Below are 21,670 nucleotides of genomic sequence, written 5' to 3'. Positions count from 1 at the left end.
CGGAGCCATTATCATTAACTTATGGCGAAGCGGGATGGTTTTAAAAAAGAAAAATTACATATTGCTGACCGCGGCCTTGAAAAAGGCCGCGGCATGCAATATGCAGTCGCTTTATTTTAAGCTCTTTGATAAAAGTATTTACTGATAATTACAGAGGCCGGGTTCATTTTTTTATGACCCCTGCAAATTGCGGTGCTTGTAGTCAAAAGCGATTTGAAGTCTATGGTATTTTAATCGACCGCAATCCGCTGACTGGCGCCCGGTACGGATTTGCCGGCGGCGCATTAAATATGGATTCAGCGGCATAAAGGGAACTTGGGCAGGGTTCATAAAAAAATAAACCCAACCTCTGTTTAATATTTATTTAGACTGAAGCTTTTGTATTTTGGATTTATCCGGAGTTTTACATAGGCAGAAATTGTTTTGCACTTACAAATCTGCACTTAAAACAGGCGCAAATTCAGAAAGAAAAGGTGTCCTATATGCAGTTAAAAGATTATTATAAGGTACTTGGGTTAACCGACAAGGCAAGCGGCGATGAAATAAAAAAGGCGTTCCGCCAGCTTGCAAAAAAATACCATCCTGACGCGCATCCCGGCGACAAAGCCGCGGAAGACCGCTTTAAAGAGATAAGTGAAGCGTATGAAGTTCTTTCCAACCCGGAAAAAAAGGCGCAGTATGAAAAGTTAAAACAGGCGCAGGCGGGCGGATATGATTTTTCCAATGTGGGCCGCGGCGGCCAGAACGGCAATTATCAGGGGAATGCGGATTTTTCATCCATTTTTGGAGATATGTTTGGGCAGAACCGCTCCGGCGGCTTTTCTGATATTTTTGACATGTTCTTTGAAAACGGCCCTCAGCGAAGGGGGCAAAGCCAGGGCAGGTCAGCTGCGCCGCAAAAGGGCGATGATGTAATCATAAGGATTAAAATACCGTTTGACCTTTCTTTAAAAGGCGGCGAAACAATAGTAAAAGTACCGCGTGATTCGCAGTGTACCTTATGTAACGGCACGGGCGCGGCGCCGGGGACAAGCGCGCAGCAGTGCCCAACATGTTCGGGAAGCGGCAGCATTCATTTTTCCCAGGGCGGTTTTATGATTAACAAGCCGTGCCCCAAGTGTGACGGCAGGGGGACTGTTATCATCACGCCCTGCATGAAATGCGCGGGGACAGGAAGCGAGAAAGAGATAGAAAAGATAAGGATAAAAATACCACAGGGTGTGACTGACGGGATAAAGATAAAAATAAGCGCGCACGGTGATTATGGCAAAGGCGGCCGCGGCGATTTATACGTAATTTTTGGTGTTGAAGAAAGTAATCAATTTGAACGCAGGGGCGATGATCTTTATTACGGAGCGTCCATAAATCTTGCGCAGGCGGTTCTGGGCTCGGAAATTGAAATACCGCTTATGGACGGCGCCGTGAAAGTAAAAATTCCGGCAGGCACTCAGCCGGGGTCGGCGCAAAAAATAAAAGGAAAGGGCGCTAAAAGTATCAAAACCGGCAAAACCGGGGACCTTATTATTGTAATTAATGTGGAGATTCCGTCAAAGTTAAGCGATAAAGAAAAGAAACTTATGCAGGAACTTGCCAAATTAAAAGATATGAAATACTGAAAAGTTTAGGGGAGAAGCCATGATTGAACTTGTAAATGTAAGCAAGAAATTCGGCGGTAAAACAGTGGTGGATGATGTCACTTTTACCGTAAACAAGGGCGAAATTATAGGTTTTCTAGGGCCCAACGGCGCGGGTAAAACAACCACAATGAGGATGATAACAGGTTTTTTTCCGCCTTCTGATGGAATCGTAAAAGTTGCGGGTTATGATATCACCAAAGAACCCATAAAGGTAAAAGAGCAGATTGGCTATATGCCGGAAAACGTCCCGCTTTACAAGGAATTATCCGTATGTGATTATCTGAAATTCATAGCCGATATTAAGGGCGTGGCAAAAGATAATAAAAAAGGGGCAATAGAGCGCGTGATGGAAGAGACAGGGCTTATTGATGTCAGAAATTCTATTATAGGAAAACTTTCAAAGGGCTATAAACAAAGGGTGGGGCTTGCCCAGGCAATATTAAATGACCCAAAAGTGCTGATACTTGACGAGCCCACATCAGGGCTTGACCCAAAACAGATAAAAGAAATAAGGACGCTGATAAAAAAAATGAGCGGCGACCGCACAATAATACTGTCCACGCATATTCTGCCGGAAGTAAGCGTAACCTGTGATAAGGTTATTGTCATCAATGAAGGCAGGATAATAGCGCAGGATAATGTCGCTGACCTTGAAAAGACTTTTAACAAAGGGGCAAGAATACACCTTGAAGTTGAAGCTCCTAAAGGTGAATTTATTAAAGAAATGCTTTCCATAAAAGGCGTATCATCCGCCGAAGAAAAAGACGAAGTTGAACCGGGAATTTATACATATACAATTGATACGGAAGAAGGCGCGGATTTAAGGCGTGAAATTGTGCATCGCATAGCGCGTAATAAATGGGCGCTTTTAGAATTAAAGCGCCAGCAGCTTACCCTGGAAGATGTGTTTTTGAAGCTTGTCACAAGGGAGGATGAAAATGTTCAGTAAATTTATAGGGCTTTATAAAAAAGAACTTAAAATATTTTTCAGCCAGCCCATAGCTTATGTTTTAATAGTTGTCTTTATGGCCATTTCCGGGTATTTTTTCGCCTCCATTGCCAACTATTATTCCGAAGTATCATTAAGAAGCATGAACAGTTATCAGCAGAATATGATGGACTTAACCACGCTGGACGGAATTTTCAGGCCGTGGTTTTTTAACATCTCTTTTATTCTCCTTCTTGTACTGCCTCTTATTACCATGAGGACGTTCGCGGAAGAAAAGCGTGAAGGCACAATGGAACTGCTGTTTACCTTTCCCGTAAGCGATGCTGCCGTGGTTGCGGCAAAATTCTGCGGCGCGTACACGGTTTTTCTTGCAATGCTTACAGGGGCCATGTCGTCTGTGATTACATTAAAACTGTCCGCTAACTTTGATATGGCGCCGGTAATCGGCGGCTTTTTTGGCCTTATGCTTTTAGGCGGCGCTTTTATAATGCTGGGAACTTTTATATCGGGGCTTACTGACAGCCAGATAGTTGCCGCGGTAATTACTTTTGCGGTGCTTTTATTCATATGGATAATTGACTGGTTAAGCGCTGTGGTGGACCCGGCATTGGGAAGGGTGCTTTCCAACCTGTCCGTCATCAGGCACTATGACAGTTTCAGCAAAGGCGTTATAGATACCGCTGACCTTGCGTATTACGGGGTATTTATGTTTATCTTTTATTTCTTAAGCCTTCGCGTGCTTGAATCAAAACAGTGGAGGGGTTAACGATGAATAAAAACGTGTTGAATAAAATACTGCTGATAACCGGGCTTGTGCTTATACTGCTGTCAGCTCTGTCAGCGGCGCTTATAGGAATGTTAAACACAGCCGCGCTTATTTCGCTTGCGCTTGGGCTTGTCTGCGCGGGGTATGCCGCTTTTACGGAGAGAAAAACAATTATAACCGCGCTGTCCGGGAAAAACGCGAAGCAGGGAATAAACTCCGTTATATATTCTATTTTAGTGGTGGGCATAGCCGTGCTTGTAATGGCTGTGGCTATATCCAACGCTAAACAGTTTGACCTGACAAAGAATAAAAAATATTCGCTGTCTGACCAGACCGCAAAGACATTAAAGGCATTAAAGAAAGATATTGATGCGTATTACTTTTTTTCTGTGACCGCGAAAAATATGGAAGTTGAAGACACCTTAAAATCATACGAAAAGATGAATTCAAAGTTCAGGTATAACCCTGTTGACGCGGATAAAAACCCGGCAATGGGAAAAAAATTCAACGTGGACCGTTACGGTGTGGTGGTCATGAGCAGAAAAGACAATAACACATCGGAAACAGTGGATAACCTTACCGAAGAGGGGTTTACAAATGCGGTACTAAGGCTTACCAATGATATAAAGAAGAAAGTTTATTTTACGCAAGGGCACGGAGAACCTTCAATTGATTCGCCTGCCAACGATAAATCCGGTTATGGGTCAGCCAAAGCCGCGCTTGCTTCGCAGAATTATGAAGCGCAGCAGGTGGAACTGTTTACAATGACTTCTGTGCCTCGCGACGCAGCTGTGCTGATAATAGCCGGCCCGCAGGCCGATTTGTTCCCCAATGAGATTAAAGTGCTGAAAGATTATATTTCCAATAACGGCAGGGTATTTGTGCTTTATCCCCCGCTTGTAAAACTGCCTAATCTTGAAAGTTTAATTTCCGCATACGGTTTTAAACCGCACAATGATATTGTGGTGGATAAGATAAGCAAGATGCTTGGCGGCGATTTTCTTATGCCGGTAATTTCATCGTATGAAAGCCACGAAATTACAAAAGGCTTCACAGTCGCAACATTTCTTCCCATGTGCCGCACGTTTGAACTGTCCGGTAATGCGGTATCGCTGTCACGTACAAATCCGGGCAGCTGGGGAGAAACAGACCTTGCAGGTATAAAGGAAGCAAAGGCAGGGCTGGATTCAAAAGATATAGAAGGGCCTCTTGTGGTAAGCGCCGTGACAGAAATTGCAAATGAAGGAAACACCACACCGGCAAAAGCCGCAATAGCGGTGTTTGGCAGCAGCGAATTTGCCAATAATACTTTTATTGCCTCTTCGGGAAACAGGGATATGTTTTTAAACGTGGTAAGTTTTCTTGCTCAGGATTCAGATAAAATTTCCATAAGGCCAAAGGGCAGAAACTTTGAACCGCTGTTTATTTCCAAAATACAGGGCGCAATGTTATTTATTATACCGATAGTCCTGCTGCCGCTGCTGGTAATAACCGCGGGAATAATGGTGTTTTTAAGGAGAAGAAAGCCATGAAACCGCAGAAGACCATAACGGCGCTTGTAATTTTCGCGCTGCTTGGCGCGTACTATTATTTTGTGGAAATTAAAAAGAAAAGCGCTGATAAGGAAAAAAAGGCGGAACAGGAAAAACTGTTTCCGGGGTTTAAAGAGGATGCAGTGACCAAAATTACTGTTAATAATGGGCAGGGCATTATCTCTGTTCAAAAAGATGGTAACAACTGGAATCTTGAAGCCCCCATAAAAGCGCCCGCTGATGACGGTGTGATAAATGAAATGTTAAAAGATTTTGCACAGGCGAAGATACAGAGAAAAATTGAAGATGGGAACCCCGCGGAATACGGGCTTGGGAAAAATGATAATACAGGATTTAAGTTTTATGCGGATAAGGAATATTCTGTTAATTTTGGCGATGAAAACCCCACGGAAAGCTACGCTTATGCTGTTAAAAATGAAGATAAAAACTTCTGCATAATTGACAGTGTCCTTAAGAAACACTCTGAAAAAAGGCTGTTTGATTTCAGGAATAAAGGCTTATTTAAGGTGGAAGAGCCGGACGTAAGCGTTGTAGAGATTGACTTAAAGGACAGGAAATACACGCTTGAGAAAAATGATAAAGGCAGCTGGAATCTGATAAAACCGTTTAATGCTTCTGCTAAAAAAGACAGGGTAGGCGCTGTAATTTCTTACGTAAAAAACAGCGCGGTTAAGTATTTTGAAGCTGACAAAGACGCGGCTAAATTCGGCCTTGCGTTACCTTCGCAGAAGGTTGTTCTGACAACACCTGACGGCAAAAAGACTGTTTATTTTGGCGTTCTGGACGGGGTGAAAAATTCTGTTTTTGCCAAAGCGCAGGGTGTTCCCGGCATATTTGAACTGCCGGATTACATATATAACGGTATTCCAAAAGCTGAAGACATTTTAAACAAACAGATACTTGTAATTGAAGATGACAGTTTTGACAGGGTAGAGATTAAATACAAAAATAAGTTTATTGAGGGAGCCAGGGGAAAAGATAAAAAATGGAAGACCGTTAAAGCACAAGGTTTATCCAAAGAAGAGAAAAAAATAACAGATACAGGGGCGGTAATTTCCGCGATAAGGCGGATGGAGTACGTTGAAAAATTTAAGGCCGGAGCAAAAGCGGAATTTTTTACACAGCCACAGCCTTTACTTGAAATCATAATGAAAAAAGCGGGCGCTGAAGACATCGGCGTTATATTTGGTGATAAAGCGGACGGGGAATTATATTACATGAAGACGGCTGACGGCGTGTTTTCGTTTGATAAAAATAAAATGAATAACATTAACCTGCCGGGATTTTATGGTTTATAAATTTGAACTTTTTTAAGACGGCAGGCGTCAAATATCAGTAAGGTTTGTAAAAAAGCAGGAGGTAATTTATGAAAAAATTTATCGTCTTGTTGTTTGTCCTTGTATTTCCTTTTACCCTTCCGGCAGTACCCATGATACCTTCAAGTTTCAGTGAAATCGCGCAGATAGCAGAGCCATTTGTGGTGAATATTTCCACGGTTAAAATAGAAAAAAGGCAGCGCGACCCTTATTATGACAGGTTTTTTAATGACCCCTTTATGCAGGAATTCTTCGGAGTACCTCCGCAGAGCGGGCAGGACAATTCTATAAAAAGAAGAAGTTTAGGAAGCGGTTTTATAGTGTCAGATGACGGATATATCCTTACCAATAATCACGTGGTGGGCGGAGCCGATGAAATAACCGTAAAACTTTTCAATGAAAAAGAGTATAAGGCAAAGGTTATAGGCGTTGATAAAGAAACTGACCTTGCCGTGATAAAAATAGACGCAAAAGGTTTAAAGGCAGCGGTGCTTGCGGATTCGGACGCGATAAAAGTGGGCGACTGGGTGGTGGCGATAGGAAGCCCGTTTGGCCTTGAAAAAACAGTAACGCAGGGGATAATAAGCGCCAAGGGCAGGGTGATTGGCGCCGGCGCATATGATGATTTTCTGCAGACAGATGCCGCTATTAATCCGGGAAATTCCGGAGGCCCGCTTGTTGATCTGGAAGGAAAAGTTGTGGGGATAAACACCGCTATTTCCTCCGCTTCCGGCGGATATGACGGGGTAGGTTTTGCCATACCGTCAAATATGGCAAGAAAAATTTATGAAGATATTATACACGGCGGAAAAGTGGTAAGGGGATGGCTGGGCGTTGGCATACAGGAACTTACACCGGAACTGGCAAAACATTTTAAGGTAAAAGAAGGCGTGCTTATTTCTCAGGTATTCAAAGAAAGCCCCGCGGAAAAAGGCGGTATAAAAAACGGCGATGTAATTATGCAGTTTGACGGCAAGAAAGTGACAAAATACCGGGAGCTTCAGTCGCTTGTGGCAAGTACGCCTGTGGGCAAGACTGTTATTGTGAAAGTGTCAAGAAAAGGGGCTGAAAAAGATCTTAAGGTAAAAATATTTGACAGAAGCAAAGCTGAAACCGCGCAGGTAAGCGAAAAAGCTCAGTCAGGCTCGCTTGGAATGCTTGTGGTTGATATGAATGAAGAGTACGCAAGGCAGTATGGCACGGATTCCACAGCCGGAGTTGTGGTGGTAAATGTGGAAACCGGTTCTGTGGCTGATGAGGCCGGTGTAATGAAAGGCGATATTATTCATGAAATAAATACCGTCAGGATAAAAAATTCGGATGTGTTTAATTCAATTACCGCAAAACTTGGCAGGGGCAATGAAGTAGTAATGCTGATAGAACGCAGAAACGCGATGATATACCTGGCGTTTACGATAAGGCAGTAAGGGCGGCAGCTAGGCAGCTAGGCAGCTAGGCAGCTAGGCAGCTGGGCAGTTGGGCAGTTGGGCAGCTGGGCAGCTGGGCAGCTGGGCAGCTGGGCAGCTAGGCGGATCGGCGGCTCTGTTTAGATCTGGTAGATGCGGGTCTTTAGCCCGCGGCAGTTGCAGTTAATTTTGTTTTTAATTTTTTAACTGCCGCACATAATACCGAGCAATTTTATTATAGGCTCGGTATTAAAAAGGTGCGCCTGCCAAAACGGTTTTTTTGTAGTGGTAGCCGCGTCCCTTTAGGGCGCGTGTTCTGAAATTGTTAGTTGTCCCTGATTATTTCGCTCCTAAACTCGCTTCAACTGCGGACTAAAGACACGCAGTTGTCCCGCCTGCTTCAGCTCGCAACCCGGATTTTCACTTCGCGGGCCCGCGCCAACCAAACCTTTTTTCGCTTCTGCTTAATTGCCTATCTGCTTAAAATGCTATATTTTTAATTCTTTTGACAGGTATAATATTATCTGTTAGAATCATTAATTAGGGGAACTATTTTATAGTTATGATGTCTAATATAATTAAGGAATGCGCTCTCGTTTAAGGGGGATGCGATGACAGCGGAAATAGCGGTAAAAAAGACAGCCGCAATAAGAAGAATTACCTTCATTGCAGTTTTTTTGGCAATGGTAACAATTCTTATTAATACCCCTGCTTACACCGCCTGTACCCCCTCTTCTGCCCAGCTTTGCGCCGCTGTTGATGACATTGCCCAGGTTTACATAAATGGCACGTTGATAACTAATACGACTTTATGGGATTTTCCCGGCGGTGCCGTGGATTCAGCTTTCCCTTATGCCGATGTAAGCGGAAGCCCGGGGCCTCCGGCTCCTTTATGCATAAGTTTAAGCCCGGCGCAGCTTGCTTTATTACAGCCTACCGGTAATGTGATTTCTGTACGAACTCTTAACACGGGCGCGTATGAACTTTGGACTTCTTACAGCCTTGATGTGACTTGTTCCGAAGGCGGCCATTCTTACGTAAGCAGCGCTGATATCGCGAATATTGATCTTCACTATGATGATTCCTGTCCTGCAGGTGATATGCCTACATACGGTGGACGCAACTGGTATGACCCGCTTTATGATCAGACAGGTTCGGGTATGTCATGGGTAACCCCGTCCTATGAAGAGGGCATGAAGTTTGGAAAGAGAATATTTGATCCTGCCACTAACAGCCTTCTGCCCGCGTTAAGTTATTCAACCGATTCTGAAACGGCTGCTGATGACTGTAAAGAAATTTTAACAAGGCAGGGATTTGACCTTACAATTGACCCCACTCCGGAACCCCCGCATTTTACATTAAGTAAGACCGCAAACCCGGCCACAAATGTGGGGCTTACAACTCCTTATGAAGTTACGTTCACGCTGCACATCTGCAATACAGGCGGCGGAACATCCGGAAATCCTGTAACTATTGCTGATGACTGGTCAAGCGCGGTTGATAATTGGCAGTATTTCTGGCCAAATGATTACACCGATACTATGCTTGGTTTTATTGATTACAGCGGCAGCGGACAGACAGGGTCTATCACTTTTGCAAACGGATTTCCGGCTGACACCTGCTATGATTACAATTACGCTGTAAAACTTTACAGCGGTTCTCCCACTTTCTGCGATGTCTGGGATAATACCGCAAATTTAACGTACCTTGCGTCGCCTACGGTTGTGGCAACTGCGGTGGTTGAAAATTACTGCCCGGACCCGCCGGTATTTACAATGGTAAAATCGGCAAGTAAAACAACTGTAAGCGGAAATAACGATTACCTTACTTACACAATACACCTGTGCAATACGGGCGGCGCCGCGTGGCAGGGAGTAATGACAATTTATGACGATATGACATCAGCGCCGGGGGACTGGCAGTTTGACGGCCCGTATAACGTGGACAACCCCGCGGTTGGAATAGATTATTACGATACAACCGGCGGTAATGATTACAGGACTTTTAACATTCATTTTCAGCAGCCGGGTTTTACAGGGTGCGTGGATTTAGAGTACCGTGTGCATTCGGCAAATAATTACGGCTGCGGGCCGTGGCACAATGACGCTACCCTTAACAGCTATATGGGGTCGCCCACAATTGTTTCAACCGTGGTTATGAATAATTACTGCTCGCCGACATTTACACCGTCAGTGACAAGGACGATAACGCCCACAATGACACCTACAATGCCGCCAAACTTTACAATTGTAAAATCAGCAAGTAAGACCACGGGTATTGTTGTTAACGATGAAATAACTTTTAACATTCAGATATGCAATACAGGCGGGGTTGTATCGTCGGGAAGTCTGACCATAAAGGATGATTGGTCGTCTTCGATTGACAGCTGGCAGTATATGAATCCTTACTACATTGGCAATCCCGCGACAGGAATCAGCAGTATTTCAGGGGGCTCAGGCGGGAGTTATACTGTTAGTTTTACCTCTCCGGGTTTTACAGGTTGTTATACGCTGCCAGTTGTGCTTAAGATGACAGCCCGGAATGGATGTGACTGGTATAACCTTGCATCGCTTGCTTATCAGACAACGCCTACAATAGTATCAACCGTTGAAATGCATAATTTGTGCGCGTCGCCCACGCCCACGGCAACCAGGACTGTGACAAGGACAGTAACAAGAACCGCTACAACGACAGCCACCTTAACAGTAACCCGCACAAGGACGCTTACAAGCACGCCGACTAATACTTTAACAGCTACACCCTCTGTAACTTTTACGCGGACTGCCACGCCGACTTCTACAAGGACAATTACTTATACGATAACAAATACAGCAACACCAACATCAACAAGGACTTCAACTGCCACTGTGACGTTTACAGCAACGTCAACGGTAACCTTTACAGTGACGCGCACGAACACGTTAACGGCAACACCCACAAACACAATATCGCAGACTAACACTCCCACAATTACAATTACCGCAACGCGGACAGCAACAATTACATCGTCGCCGACGGCGACGCCGACAGCAACAAGGACAGTGACTTATACATCAACGCGCACGAACACGTTAACTGCAACACCCACAAATACAATATCGCAGACTAACACCCCTACAATTACTGTAACAGCAACACGGACAGCAACAATCACATCATCACCTACAGCAACGCCGACGGCAACAAGGACAGTAACTTATACATCAACGCCAACGAACACATTAACGGCAACACCCACAAATACAATATCGCAGACAAATACCCCCACAATTACTGTAACAGCAACACGGACAGCAACAATCACATCATCACCTACAGCAACGCCGACGGCAACGGGGACAGTAACTTATACATCAACGCCAACGAACACATTAACGGCAACACCCACAAATACAATATCGCAGACTAATACTCCTACAATTACTGTAACAGCAACGCGGACAGCAACAATTACATCATCACCTACTGCAACGCCAAGCGCGACACAGACAATAACGTATACGGCAACGCCTACGCAGACTTTAACTGCGACGCCGACCAATACAGTATCGCGTACTAATACACCCACTATTACAATTACAGCAACGCCCACGGCAACAATTACTTCATCGCCCACGGTTACGTTTACGGCGACCGGGACAATAACATTTACGGCAACGCCAACGCAGACGTTAACCGCCACGCCTACAAATTCAGTTTCGCAGACAGACACTCCGACAATCACATTTACGGCCACACCAACATCTACAAATACGGTTTTGGATACGCCAACTTCCACAATAACATTTACATCAACGCCCACGCAGACGCTTACGGTTACACCCACTGATACAGTATCGCAGACAGACACGCCGACAATTACAATAACCGCAACGCCCACAGCAACTATTACATCTTCACCCACTGCAACACCGACAGCAACAGGGACGGTGACATATACTTCAACACCCACAATAACATTTACGGCAACACCTTCGGATACGGTATCGCAGACAGACACGCCGACAATTACAATAACCGCAACGCCCACAGCAACTATTACATCTTCGCCTACTGCAACACCGACAGCAACAGGGACGGTGACATATACTTCAACGCCCACAATAACATTTACGGCAACACCTTCGGATACGGTATCGCAGACAGATACTCCCACTATTACTATAACGGCAACGCCTACGGCGACAGTAACCGCATCGCCTACAATTACGCATACGGCGACAGGGACAATAACATATACTTCAACGCCGACAATAACTTTCACTGCAACACCTTCGGATACGGTATCACAGACAGATACTCCCACTATTACAATCACGGCAACGCCTACGGCGACAGTAACCGCGTCGCCTACAATTACGCATACGGCGACAGGGACAATAACATTTACTTCAACGCCCACGGTAACGCTGACAGCAACTCCGTCGGATACGGTATCGCAGACAGATACTCCCACTATTACTTTTACCGCCACGCCAAGTGTTACAGTTACCGCTGAAAATACATCCACAGACACGCCGACCGTCACTTTAACATCAACAGAAACATCAACGCTTACAGCCACCGCCACAATAACACATACTTCAACTTTAACCGCGACAGCCACTATTACAGATACAATTACGCCTACGGCAACGCCAACGGATACGGTTTCGCAGACAAGCACCCCCACTGTCACGCTTACCGCAACCCCGTCAGCGACGCTTACGATAACGGTTACAATAACGCAGACATCAACAATGACGGCCACAATGACAATAACAGAGACAATTACGCCAACTGCTACACCCAGCAATACTATTTCGCAGACTAACACGCCCACGATAACACTGACTTCAACGCCGACAGCCACGCTTACCGGTACGCCGACAATTACAATTACTTCCACGTTTACCGCCACAAGCACAAATACACCGACAAATACGCCGACAGCTACTCCCACAAATACGATATCGCCCACTTCAACGCAGACTGCCACGCCCACAATAACAATAACCGCGACGCCTACATCAACACTGACCGCGACGCCTACATCAACCGTAACCGGAAGCCCCACGATGACGCTGACAAACACTCCTACCGCAACTACAACAGCTACGCCCACAGTGACGCTTACTTCAACGCCGACAGTTACTTTTACAATCACACTGACAAATACATTCTCGCCTACAAATACGCCGACACCCACTGCCACACTTACTCCTGTGCCGCTGCCTTATATGATGCACATTGATATTTATAATTCAGCGGGAGAAAAAGTAAAAACTGTTGCCGCGGCGGGAATTTCAGACCTTATAGAAGATGTTATACTGCTTATTAACGGGCTTGAATCAGCCACTATTAACCCTCATGCTGAAGATGTGGTAATAAAATTCCCGGGAGTTCAGACTTCTGACCAGCAGGGCGGCGATTTTGCGGCTGAATATCCGTGGGACGGCACATCAGACAGCGGACAGAAAGTAAGCAACGGGGCTTACTACATAAAAATTTCCATAGCTAATGAGTATGGCAGCGTGGATACAAGGATAGTGGATATTCAGGTATTAAATAAAGAAGAGTACGTAAGGATAAATATATTCAACACCGCGGGAGAGCTTGTGCACAGGATAGAAGCGCCCACGCTTTTTGGCACCGCTGTAAGCCTTGGGCTTGAAGAGACCGCCCTTATAGGAAATAAGTCAAAGGTAATAATTAATTACGCGCCCGGACAGTCAATTGAATGGGACGGTAGAAACGCGGAAGGCCGCCTTGTGGATTCCGGGCTGTATGAAGTACAGGTTGAAATAAAGACAGGGGATAATTATTCAATATTAGCGTCAAAGACAATAACAATTATTAAAGAGGGCAATGGCGAATTGCTGGGAGAAGTAAGGATATTCCCAAACCCGCATTTTGTAACTAACGGGCCGCTTACACCTGTTACCATAGCGTGGAGCGCGATTACGCAGGGCACGGCGCGGATAAAAATATATAATATAAAAGGCGAACTTATAAGAAAGTTCGGGGTTGAATTGAATAAGGGATATATACAATGGGATTTAACAAGCGCCGGCGGAGAAGTGGTATCCGGAGGGCTGTATATATGCAGGATAGAGGCGCAGAAAGACACCGGCGAGAGGGAAAACAGGACGTTAAAATTAGCGGTTGTTGTGGGGAATAATCTGGAAGTGGAGCTGATACCGTAAATAAAGGCCGAGGGACGGATGCACGGAGGGACGGAGGGACGGAAGGTCGGAAGAAAAATCATTTGGGTCTAAAGTTTATAATTGTATTATGTAGTGGTAGACGCGGGTCTTTAGCCCGCGGATTTTATGTTTTGTTTAATGGTTGGTAGGCGCACCTTTTAATAACGAACCTATAATAAAATTGTTCGGTATTATGTGCGGTAGTTGAATAAAAAAAATCGCGCTTTTATACCGAAAAAAATACTAAAAAAATCAAATCTTAAAACTAAAATCAACTGTCCCATAATACTTTCGTTTACAGGCTCGCTCCAACCGCACCTTAAAAGGCGCACCTACCAAGTCCACAACAAAACATAAAAAAACACCAAACTTTAAAATCAACTGCCGCGGGCTAAAGACCCGCGTCTACCAGATCTAAAACTGAACCGCCGATCTTACTTCCGTCCCTCTGTCCCTCCGTGCATCCGTCCCTCGTGTTTTTAAGCCAAGCCTCTAACCGTCTAAGCATCTAAGCTTTCTGATTTTTATCCTTTTTAATCGTTTGACAAAGCGGGTTTTACCAGTTAAAATAGGATTACTAAAACGGAACTTTTTACCGGGCGGGTTGTCTAATAATAAGGAAGAAGAATTTAAGGGGCGAATTGTCCGCACGCCTCGCGGAAATTAGGGATGTTTTAATCGACGCTTATTATAACGGGAAAAAATTGCCGAAAAGAGGAGAAAAAATCATGACGGCACCCGTAAGTAAAAGAAAAAAAATATTTTTAACAGCTGCTATTGCGGCGTTTGTAATACTTCTGCCATTAATTGTTATGGCTCAGCCTAATATTCTTGACCTTTCTATTACCCCTCCGAATCCAAATTTTGGTGAAACTGCTGTTGTAAGAATAACATATTGTTCGCAATGCTGCAGCGATGGTTCATTGGCTATGGCAATAAGCACTTCGCCCACCCTTTTAAACGCACAGCTTTCAGGACAGGGGCAGATGTTTGTTGTTTACGGCAAGCAGAATGTACCCTGCCAGTCAAACCTTACGCCTGTGGGTATGCCGGGCGGCACGGATAACAGTATAGGGTGCGAAGCAAACAACCAGTCAGGCGTAACAACAGGATATAACTGCACTCTTTGCCCAAGCGGGAGCGGGTTTACTTATTACAGGGAATACACAATCAGGGTACCTTCTGCTGACAGTTTTCCGGGTTGTAATAATACAACGCTTTACCTTCACGCCGGGATGAAAGATTCTAATATAGGCGGCGGGGAATGGACAACTTTTGACGGCACATGCCAGCACGATTCAGTATCCTGGTCAATACCGCTTCTGGATCCTGATTTTACGATTAATAAAAAAGTTGAAGGCAATTTACAGGATGCCGGCGATTTGTTTGTGTATTCAATTGATTATTCATATCAGAACGGGCAGCTTGTAATAACAGACCCGCTGCCTAATTTGCCTGGAGTAAGTATTGTATCTGCGGGTCCTTCAGGAATAGTAAGTTCTTACACTGTGGGACCGCTGCCGCAGACTTTAACCTGGACGCTGCCAAACAGGACAGGAGTTCAGGGTAAAGCTGAAGGAACGGTTTGGGTGCTTTTAAGGATGAACACAGACCTTGCTGATGGTACGACAATAAGCAATACAGCAACAGGTAAAATTGGCGCGTTAACCAAAACGTCAACCGCAAATTTAGTAGTCGGCGAACCGGCTTTAAATATTTCAAAATCTCAGTCTGTCACGCAGATTAACCTTCACGACACAATCACATATTTTGTTGAATATGACCTGCAGGGTTCTAAGTTAATAGTGTATGAACCTTTTGATAATAATTCCGTTGGCGGGGCAAATCCGCCATCGGGCTGGTCAATTGCGGCGCCGGGTGGTGTAGGCGACGGATGGACAATTGAAGACCCGTGCGGCACAGGCGACAGATATTTAAGGGGTTCTTCTCCGGATCATGTTTATCCCGGCCTTCTTCATAATGAACCCACAACTTTTTGCACAGGGATAATAATGACAGATATAATGATAGAAGCGTCATACGAAGGCGCGGATGCCCTTGTGTTTATAAGAAATAATAATGTAAGCGGCGCGGGCGCCATAGCTTATTCCGCGGTATTGTCTGTTGACGTAACAATAGGCGGCAACGGCAACGGTTCATTGGGATTCCAGCGCTGTAATGGTGATCCTGCAACCTGTATATGGCCGGCTTCGGGCACAACGCCGATGGATATTGAAACCAACAAGTGGTATACAATGAAGGTTGAAGCTTTAAGTGATTATCAGTTCCGCGCTAAAGTATGGGTAAAGGGCGACCCCGAACCCGGCGGCTGGGTTGTAACCTGGACAGACACTTCTCCTCCTGCCAATTCATCCTGTGCTTCCGGCACGTGGAAAACCGGTGTTGCAAACCAGGGCGGCGACAACTGCTGCGTTGATGATTTATACAATAACTTTGTAATTTACGAACCAAGGTTCACGGGAACTGAACCCATAACAGTAACAGATAATTATCCGGAAACACAGCTTATATACCGCGGTTCTTCTTCGCCGCTGCCGCATACTATAAATAATACCGGATTGCAGTGGACATCGGGTTTTACTGTTACAGGCGACGAAGCGGGCACGTTTACTTGGTGGGCGGAAGTTATTTCCTGTGACCCGATAACAAACAATGCGTCAATAAACGGTGTAGGTGTAACACAGATATCAAATGATGTTGTGCTTACGGTTAACTGCATTGAAGATGTTTCCCTTGTTAAAACTGCAAATCCGAATATTATAGACCTTGGCGATGAAGTGACGTTTACTCTTTGCTGGGAAAATACAGGCGAGCTTCCTTCAAATATTGTGATAACTGACCCAATACCGCCAAGGACTACGGTAACCGGTATTAATAACGGCGGCACCGGAGTATCAGTAGGCGCCACAAGTGGAACGATTACATGGAATATCGGGACTCAGCTTCCGGGCGCTTCCGGCTGCGTAAGCTGGAGAGGCACAATAAATTAAGTTCTAATTTATGGAGATGTTTATGAAGTTAAAAATGAACAGCAGATTAAACAGGGTGTTGTTTTCACTGGCAGTTGTTTTTCTGTCTGCTTCATATTCTTTTGGCGCTTCAGGGCTTGACCTTAAGACCAGGCTTATTGCCGACCCCTGCGCCATGGGCGGTTTCAGGCTGCAGTTTGCGATTATAAATAATACCGGCGCGCCTGTATCGGGGCCTTTTAATATTGTGACGTGGTTTGACAATGCAGGTACATATCTTGTTAATTCACCGCAGGTTAACGGAAATTATACTTCAGCATATCCTTCAACGGCGGGTTGGAACCAGCAGGGAAGCGTAGGCGCGCTTGTTCAGACTGCTTATCCGTGTGCTGCAGACCACGCTACTGTTCAAGTATCAGTGCCTTTTACACCCCAGAATCCTATAGCGGCAGGCGGATGGATGGCAGGAAGTATGGAAATATACCTTAACGGATGGATAAACCCTTTTGACGGCGGCTGCGATGATTATAGTCATCCCCCGGAAAGCACCACTGTATATTCAGATTACGCACATGTGGCTTTATTCAGGGGCGGTGTGCTTGAAGATGAATGGTTAGATACCGGGGGAACTGTGGATCCGGACTCAGGAGTCCTTCCATGTTCAGTGCCCACGGCCACACCAACACACACTTTTGAATCTGTCACTAACGTCGGCTGGGTGAAAAATGCAGCGGGTACGCCGTTTATGACATCTGTTGCAACCGTTGAAATTCAGCCGATACTTGAATCACCCACGCCCACACCCACATCCACAATGACAGCCACAAGGACAGTTACAAGGACAATCACATTTACAAATACCATGACAGCCACAAGGACATCCACGCGCACTTCAACCCAGACGCTGACTTCAACGCCCACGGTTACAGTGACTAATACATCAACACCTACAATGTCAAGGACAGCCACGCCTACTTCCACATCTACTTCAACTAATACGCTGACTGCCACAACCACGATAACATATACGGCAACTATGACTGCCACACCCACTTCCACAGTTACGGTTACAAGGACAAGTACGCCCACAAATACTTCCACACCCACAGTTACAATTACATTTTTTGATACAATGACAAATACGCCCACTGCCACTCCGACAAGGACAATTACGATAACATCCACGCCTACATCCACGGTTACTTCTTCGCCAACAGCCACGCCAACTGCCACCGGAACAGTGACATTTACCGCAACGCCTACTGTGACGTTTACCGCCACAGTGACGATAACAAGGACTAATACTGCTACAAATACACCTACACCCACAATTACTATAACTTACTGGGAAAGTATGACAAACACTCCCACTATCACGGTTACCCGCACAGCCACACCGACGCCTACGGACACAAAAACCGCGACACCGACATCCACAGTAACGAATACCGCCACAACAACCATTACATATACAGCCACGCCAACTGCAACACCTTCGGCAACTATTACAGTTACAAGGACTGACACGCCAACTTCAACCGCCACTCCCACAATTACGGTCACCTTTTTTGCCACTTATACAAATACACCTACGGTAACGCTTTCAAGTACCCCTACGCCTACAGCTACGCCTTCTTCCACTGTTACCATAACAAGGACAAATACAGAAACAAATACACCCACACCCACAGCAACGCCGTCTGTTTCTGTTACACACACAAAAACCGCGACGCCTACAAGCACGGTGACAACTACAAGCACGCCTACAGCAACCCCGACTAATACTGTTTCTCCGACATTTACCCCCACAAGCACGATGACAAATACACCGTCACCGACGGCAACACCTTCATCTACGGTAACTATTACAAGGACATCCACACCCACTGCCACACCTTCTGCCACGCAAACGGTTACGCTTACTATTACTTTAACTTCCACACCGACGCCCACGTTTACGGCAACGGTTACCAATACAATGTCCCAGACCAATACACCGACGCCAACTATTACCCTTACCCCTGTGCCGTTCCCGTATGTATTAAAGATTGAAGCCTACAACGAAGCGGGCGAGCGCGTGAAACTAATCTGCGAAGTAAGGATATCAGAGAATATAGGCGACCTTTATATGCGTATTAACGGCAAAGATTCAGAAGTATATGACCCGTATGACATGGATATTAACGGCAACATAAACCCTCTTGAATTCATAATGCCCGGACTTATGACGCCGGATCAGCTTGGCGGCCTTGAAATTAAGTTCGCATGGGATGGTTCCAATGACAACGGGCAGGCATTAACCAACGGGCTTTATTATATAAAGGTATCGGTAAAGGATGAATACGGACACCTTGAAACCACAAACAGGGAAGTACAGCTTTTAAGAAGCGAAGAATATGTAAGGATAAATATCTTCAACAGCGCGGGAGAACTGGTGCGCAGGATAGAAGAACGTAAAGCCACTGCGGGCAGGATAAGCCTTGGCATAGAAGATGTAATGATAATAGGCAAAGATAATCCGGATGTAATTATAAACTATGCTGACGGTGCGTCCATGTCATGGGATGGAAAAAATAACGAAGGCAAGATGGTGTCTTCAGGCGTTTATGAAATACAGGTGGAAGTAAAGACATCTGACGGGTTTAAAACAGAGGCTTCAAAGTCGGTCACCATACTAAATGAATCCGGCAATGACGCGCTTGGAGAGGTAAAAGCGTATCCTAATCCGTACTATGTGATACCGGAACTTAATCTGCCTATGACAATTGCCTGGGCAAACGCGGGGCCCGGTACGGTAAGGGTAAAGATTTATAATATTACAGGCGAACTTGTAAAAGAATTTAAGGCAGACAGGGCTGCGGGCAGCCTGTCCTGGAACGCAAGGTCCGCGGGCGGGGCGTCAGTTGCAAGCGGCGTTTACGTAATTTATATTGAAGGGCAGAAAGATTCAGGGGAGAGGGAAGTTAAGAAAGTAAAAGCTGTTTTATTTAAAGCTCTTACCGTGGATGACGGCGAGAACCTTAATTAAATAATAAACTCTCTTTTAAGGGCAGCGGTTTTAACCGCCGCCCTTTTTTTATTTCAAGATAGAGATTATCATCCGTTACTTGCTGTATTGACAGGTAAATTTATTAGGTTTATAATAGTGTTATAAACTAATGAAAGGGGTTAAATATGACAGACAGCGAACTTTACATTGAAAGAAGAAAGTTTAAGAGGACGGATAAAAAGATATCCGTGTCATATAAAGTGGTATCAATCCCCAATGAAATTGACGATATTAAAAGGCAGGCTTCAAGAAAAGTGACTGAAAGCGCCAATATAAGCATAGGCGGCATTCAGCTGCTTGACGAAATGGAACTTGTACCTGACCAGATATTGCGCCTTGAATTCACGGTGGAAGGCCGCAAAGAGCCGGTAATAACATTCGCGGAAGTACGCTGGGTGGCAAAGGATTCCAATATTAAAAGGTACAGGATAGGCATAGAATTTCTTGTTTTAAAAGATGAAGACAAGAAAATGATAGAAGATGTGGTGGGATAGAAAACATAAGCAATTAAGCATAAGGCAGATAAGCATAAGCGAAAAAGGTTTGGCAGTATTTTGTTCTGGATGTGGTAGGCGCACCCTTTAGGGTGCGGCAGTTGGTGTTAAAAATAAGCAATTAAGCATAAGGCAGATAAGCATAAGCGGAAAAAAAGGTAAAAAACGGATAATGTAGAGACGCGATATATCGCGTCTAGTTTTTGAAGTAAGAAGTAGCAGGCGAACCCTTTCCCGGCCGTAGCAGCGATCAAAGTTGCTATGGCGGAGCAGGCAGCCCGCGGCAGTTGACTTAAAAAAACTCTGTTTGATAAAGGGGCGGGGCGCGTTAATACGTGTTCCGCCTTTTTTTTATCCCCTTAAAGGGGAAATATTATTAATTCAGGAGGTAATAACATGAATTACTTTAAAACAATGCTGTTAATGACAGGTTTTGTGGCGTTATTTATGTTTATAGGAAATTATTTCGGCGGGCAGCAGGGCATGATGATTGCGCTGGCTGTATCCGTGGGCATGAATTTTTTCAGTTACTGGTTTTCAGATAAAATGGTGCTTAGGGCATACAAAGCCCAGCCGGTAACGCCGCAGCAGGCACCGCAGCTTTACGCCGCGGTTCAAAGGCTTTCAACCATTGCGCAGCTTCCAATGCCTAAAGTATATATTGTCAATGAACCTTCGCCAAACGCTTTTGCCACGGGAAGAAACCCCAATAACGCAGTTGTGGCGGTAACCACGGGATTATTAAATACACTTGACCAGCGCCAGCTTGAAGCTGTGCTTGCACATGAACTTTCGCACGTTAAACACCGTGATATTTTAACAGGCACAATTGCCGCGTCCGCGGCAGGCGCCATAATGATGCTTTCGCGTTTTGCGATGTTTTTTGGCGGAAGGGATGACGATAACGGCGGCGGTATGGGCGGAATTTTAATAATGATACTTGGGCCGATAGCGGCTATTCTTGTACAGATGATGATTTCACGTTCCATGGAATACGCCGCTGACACGGAAGCCGCCAACATTACAGGCAGGCCGCAGGATTTAATATCAGCGCTTGAAGCCATAACAGGCGGAATGAAAAAACAGCTTCCCACCCACGCCACCCCGGCAACACAGCACATGCTTATCGCCAGCCCCTTTACCGCAGGCATGCTTGCAAGCCTGTTTTCCACCCACCCGACCTTCGCCCAGAGAAAAGCGAATCTGGAAAAATGGAGAAGGGTTTAAGCAGTTAAGCTATAGGCAGTTAAGCATAAGCGGAAGATAGAGATAAGATCATAAGCTATAAGCAATTAAGCATAAGCGGAAGACAGAGATAAGATCAT

The 21,670-nt window shown here is 45.2% G+C and carries 11 protein-coding genes; all 11 read left to right on the top strand.

The features are described 5' to 3' along the window. Positions 1-482 precede the first annotated feature (482 nt). Positions 483-1,616: a molecular chaperone DnaJ gene (locus tag CVV21_03855; protein ID PKL91893.1), complete on the top strand. Its 1,134-nt coding sequence runs from the start codon at positions 483-485 to the stop codon at positions 1,614-1,616. Between the two features lie 19 nt (positions 1,617-1,635). Continuing rightward, on the top strand, positions 1,636-2,586 hold the full coding sequence (locus tag CVV21_03850) for an ABC transporter (protein PKL91892.1): 951 nt from the start codon (positions 1,636-1,638) through the stop codon (positions 2,584-2,586). Then, the gene (locus CVV21_03845) at positions 2,570-3,352 is read left to right on the top strand and encodes an ABC transporter permease (GenBank protein PKL91891.1); all 783 of its coding nucleotides are present in this window, start codon (positions 2,570-2,572) and stop codon (positions 3,350-3,352) included. Before CVV21_03850 ends, CVV21_03845 begins: the two co-directional genes overlap by 17 nt. Before the next feature lie 2 nt (positions 3,353-3,354). Then, the gene (locus CVV21_03840; protein ID PKL91890.1) at positions 3,355-4,884 is read left to right on the top strand and encodes a hypothetical protein; all 1,530 of its coding nucleotides are present in this window, start codon (positions 3,355-3,357) and stop codon (positions 4,882-4,884) included. Continuing rightward, positions 4,881-6,203 carry a hypothetical protein gene (locus CVV21_03835; GenBank protein PKL91889.1) on the top strand — a complete coding sequence of 441 codons (1,323 nt, stop codon included), beginning with the start codon at positions 4,881-4,883 and terminating at the stop codon, positions 6,201-6,203. Before CVV21_03840 ends, CVV21_03835 begins: the two co-directional genes overlap by 4 nt. 68 nt (positions 6,204-6,271) lie before the next feature. After that, positions 6,272-7,648 (top strand): peptidase, encoded by a 1,377-nt coding sequence (locus tag CVV21_03830; GenBank protein PKL91888.1) that lies wholly within the window; start codon positions 6,272-6,274, stop codon positions 7,646-7,648. 590 nt (positions 7,649-8,238) lie between these two features. Beyond that, the gene (locus CVV21_03825; protein ID PKL91887.1) at positions 8,239-13,812 is read left to right on the top strand and encodes a hypothetical protein; all 5,574 of its coding nucleotides are present in this window, start codon (positions 8,239-8,241) and stop codon (positions 13,810-13,812) included. 728 nt (positions 13,813-14,540) lie between these two features. Beyond that, positions 14,541-16,823, top strand: a complete 2,283-nt coding sequence (locus CVV21_03820) for a hypothetical protein (protein ID PKL91886.1) — start codon at positions 14,541-14,543, stop codon at positions 16,821-16,823. Between the two features lie 22 nt (positions 16,824-16,845). Next, positions 16,846-19,830, top strand: coding sequence for a hypothetical protein (locus tag CVV21_03815; GenBank protein PKL91885.1), 2,985 nt, complete (start codon positions 16,846-16,848; stop codon positions 19,828-19,830). 146 nt (positions 19,831-19,976) lie between these two features. Further along, a complete protein-coding gene (locus CVV21_03810) occupies positions 19,977-20,345 on the top strand; it encodes a hypothetical protein (GenBank protein PKL91884.1) in 369 nt (122 codons plus the stop codon). Between the two features lie 396 nt (positions 20,346-20,741). Further along, positions 20,742-21,572, top strand: a complete 831-nt coding sequence (locus tag CVV21_03805; GenBank protein ID PKL91883.1) for a protease HtpX — start codon at positions 20,742-20,744, stop codon at positions 21,570-21,572. The last annotated feature ends 98 nt before the right edge of the window (positions 21,573-21,670 follow it).

The organism is Candidatus Goldiibacteriota bacterium HGW-Goldbacteria-1 (assembly GCA_002839855.1).
Classification (GTDB): domain Bacteria; phylum Oederibacteriota; class PGYV01; order PGYV01; family PGYV01; genus PGYV01.
This window is presented reverse-complemented; position numbering and strand designations above follow the sequence as displayed.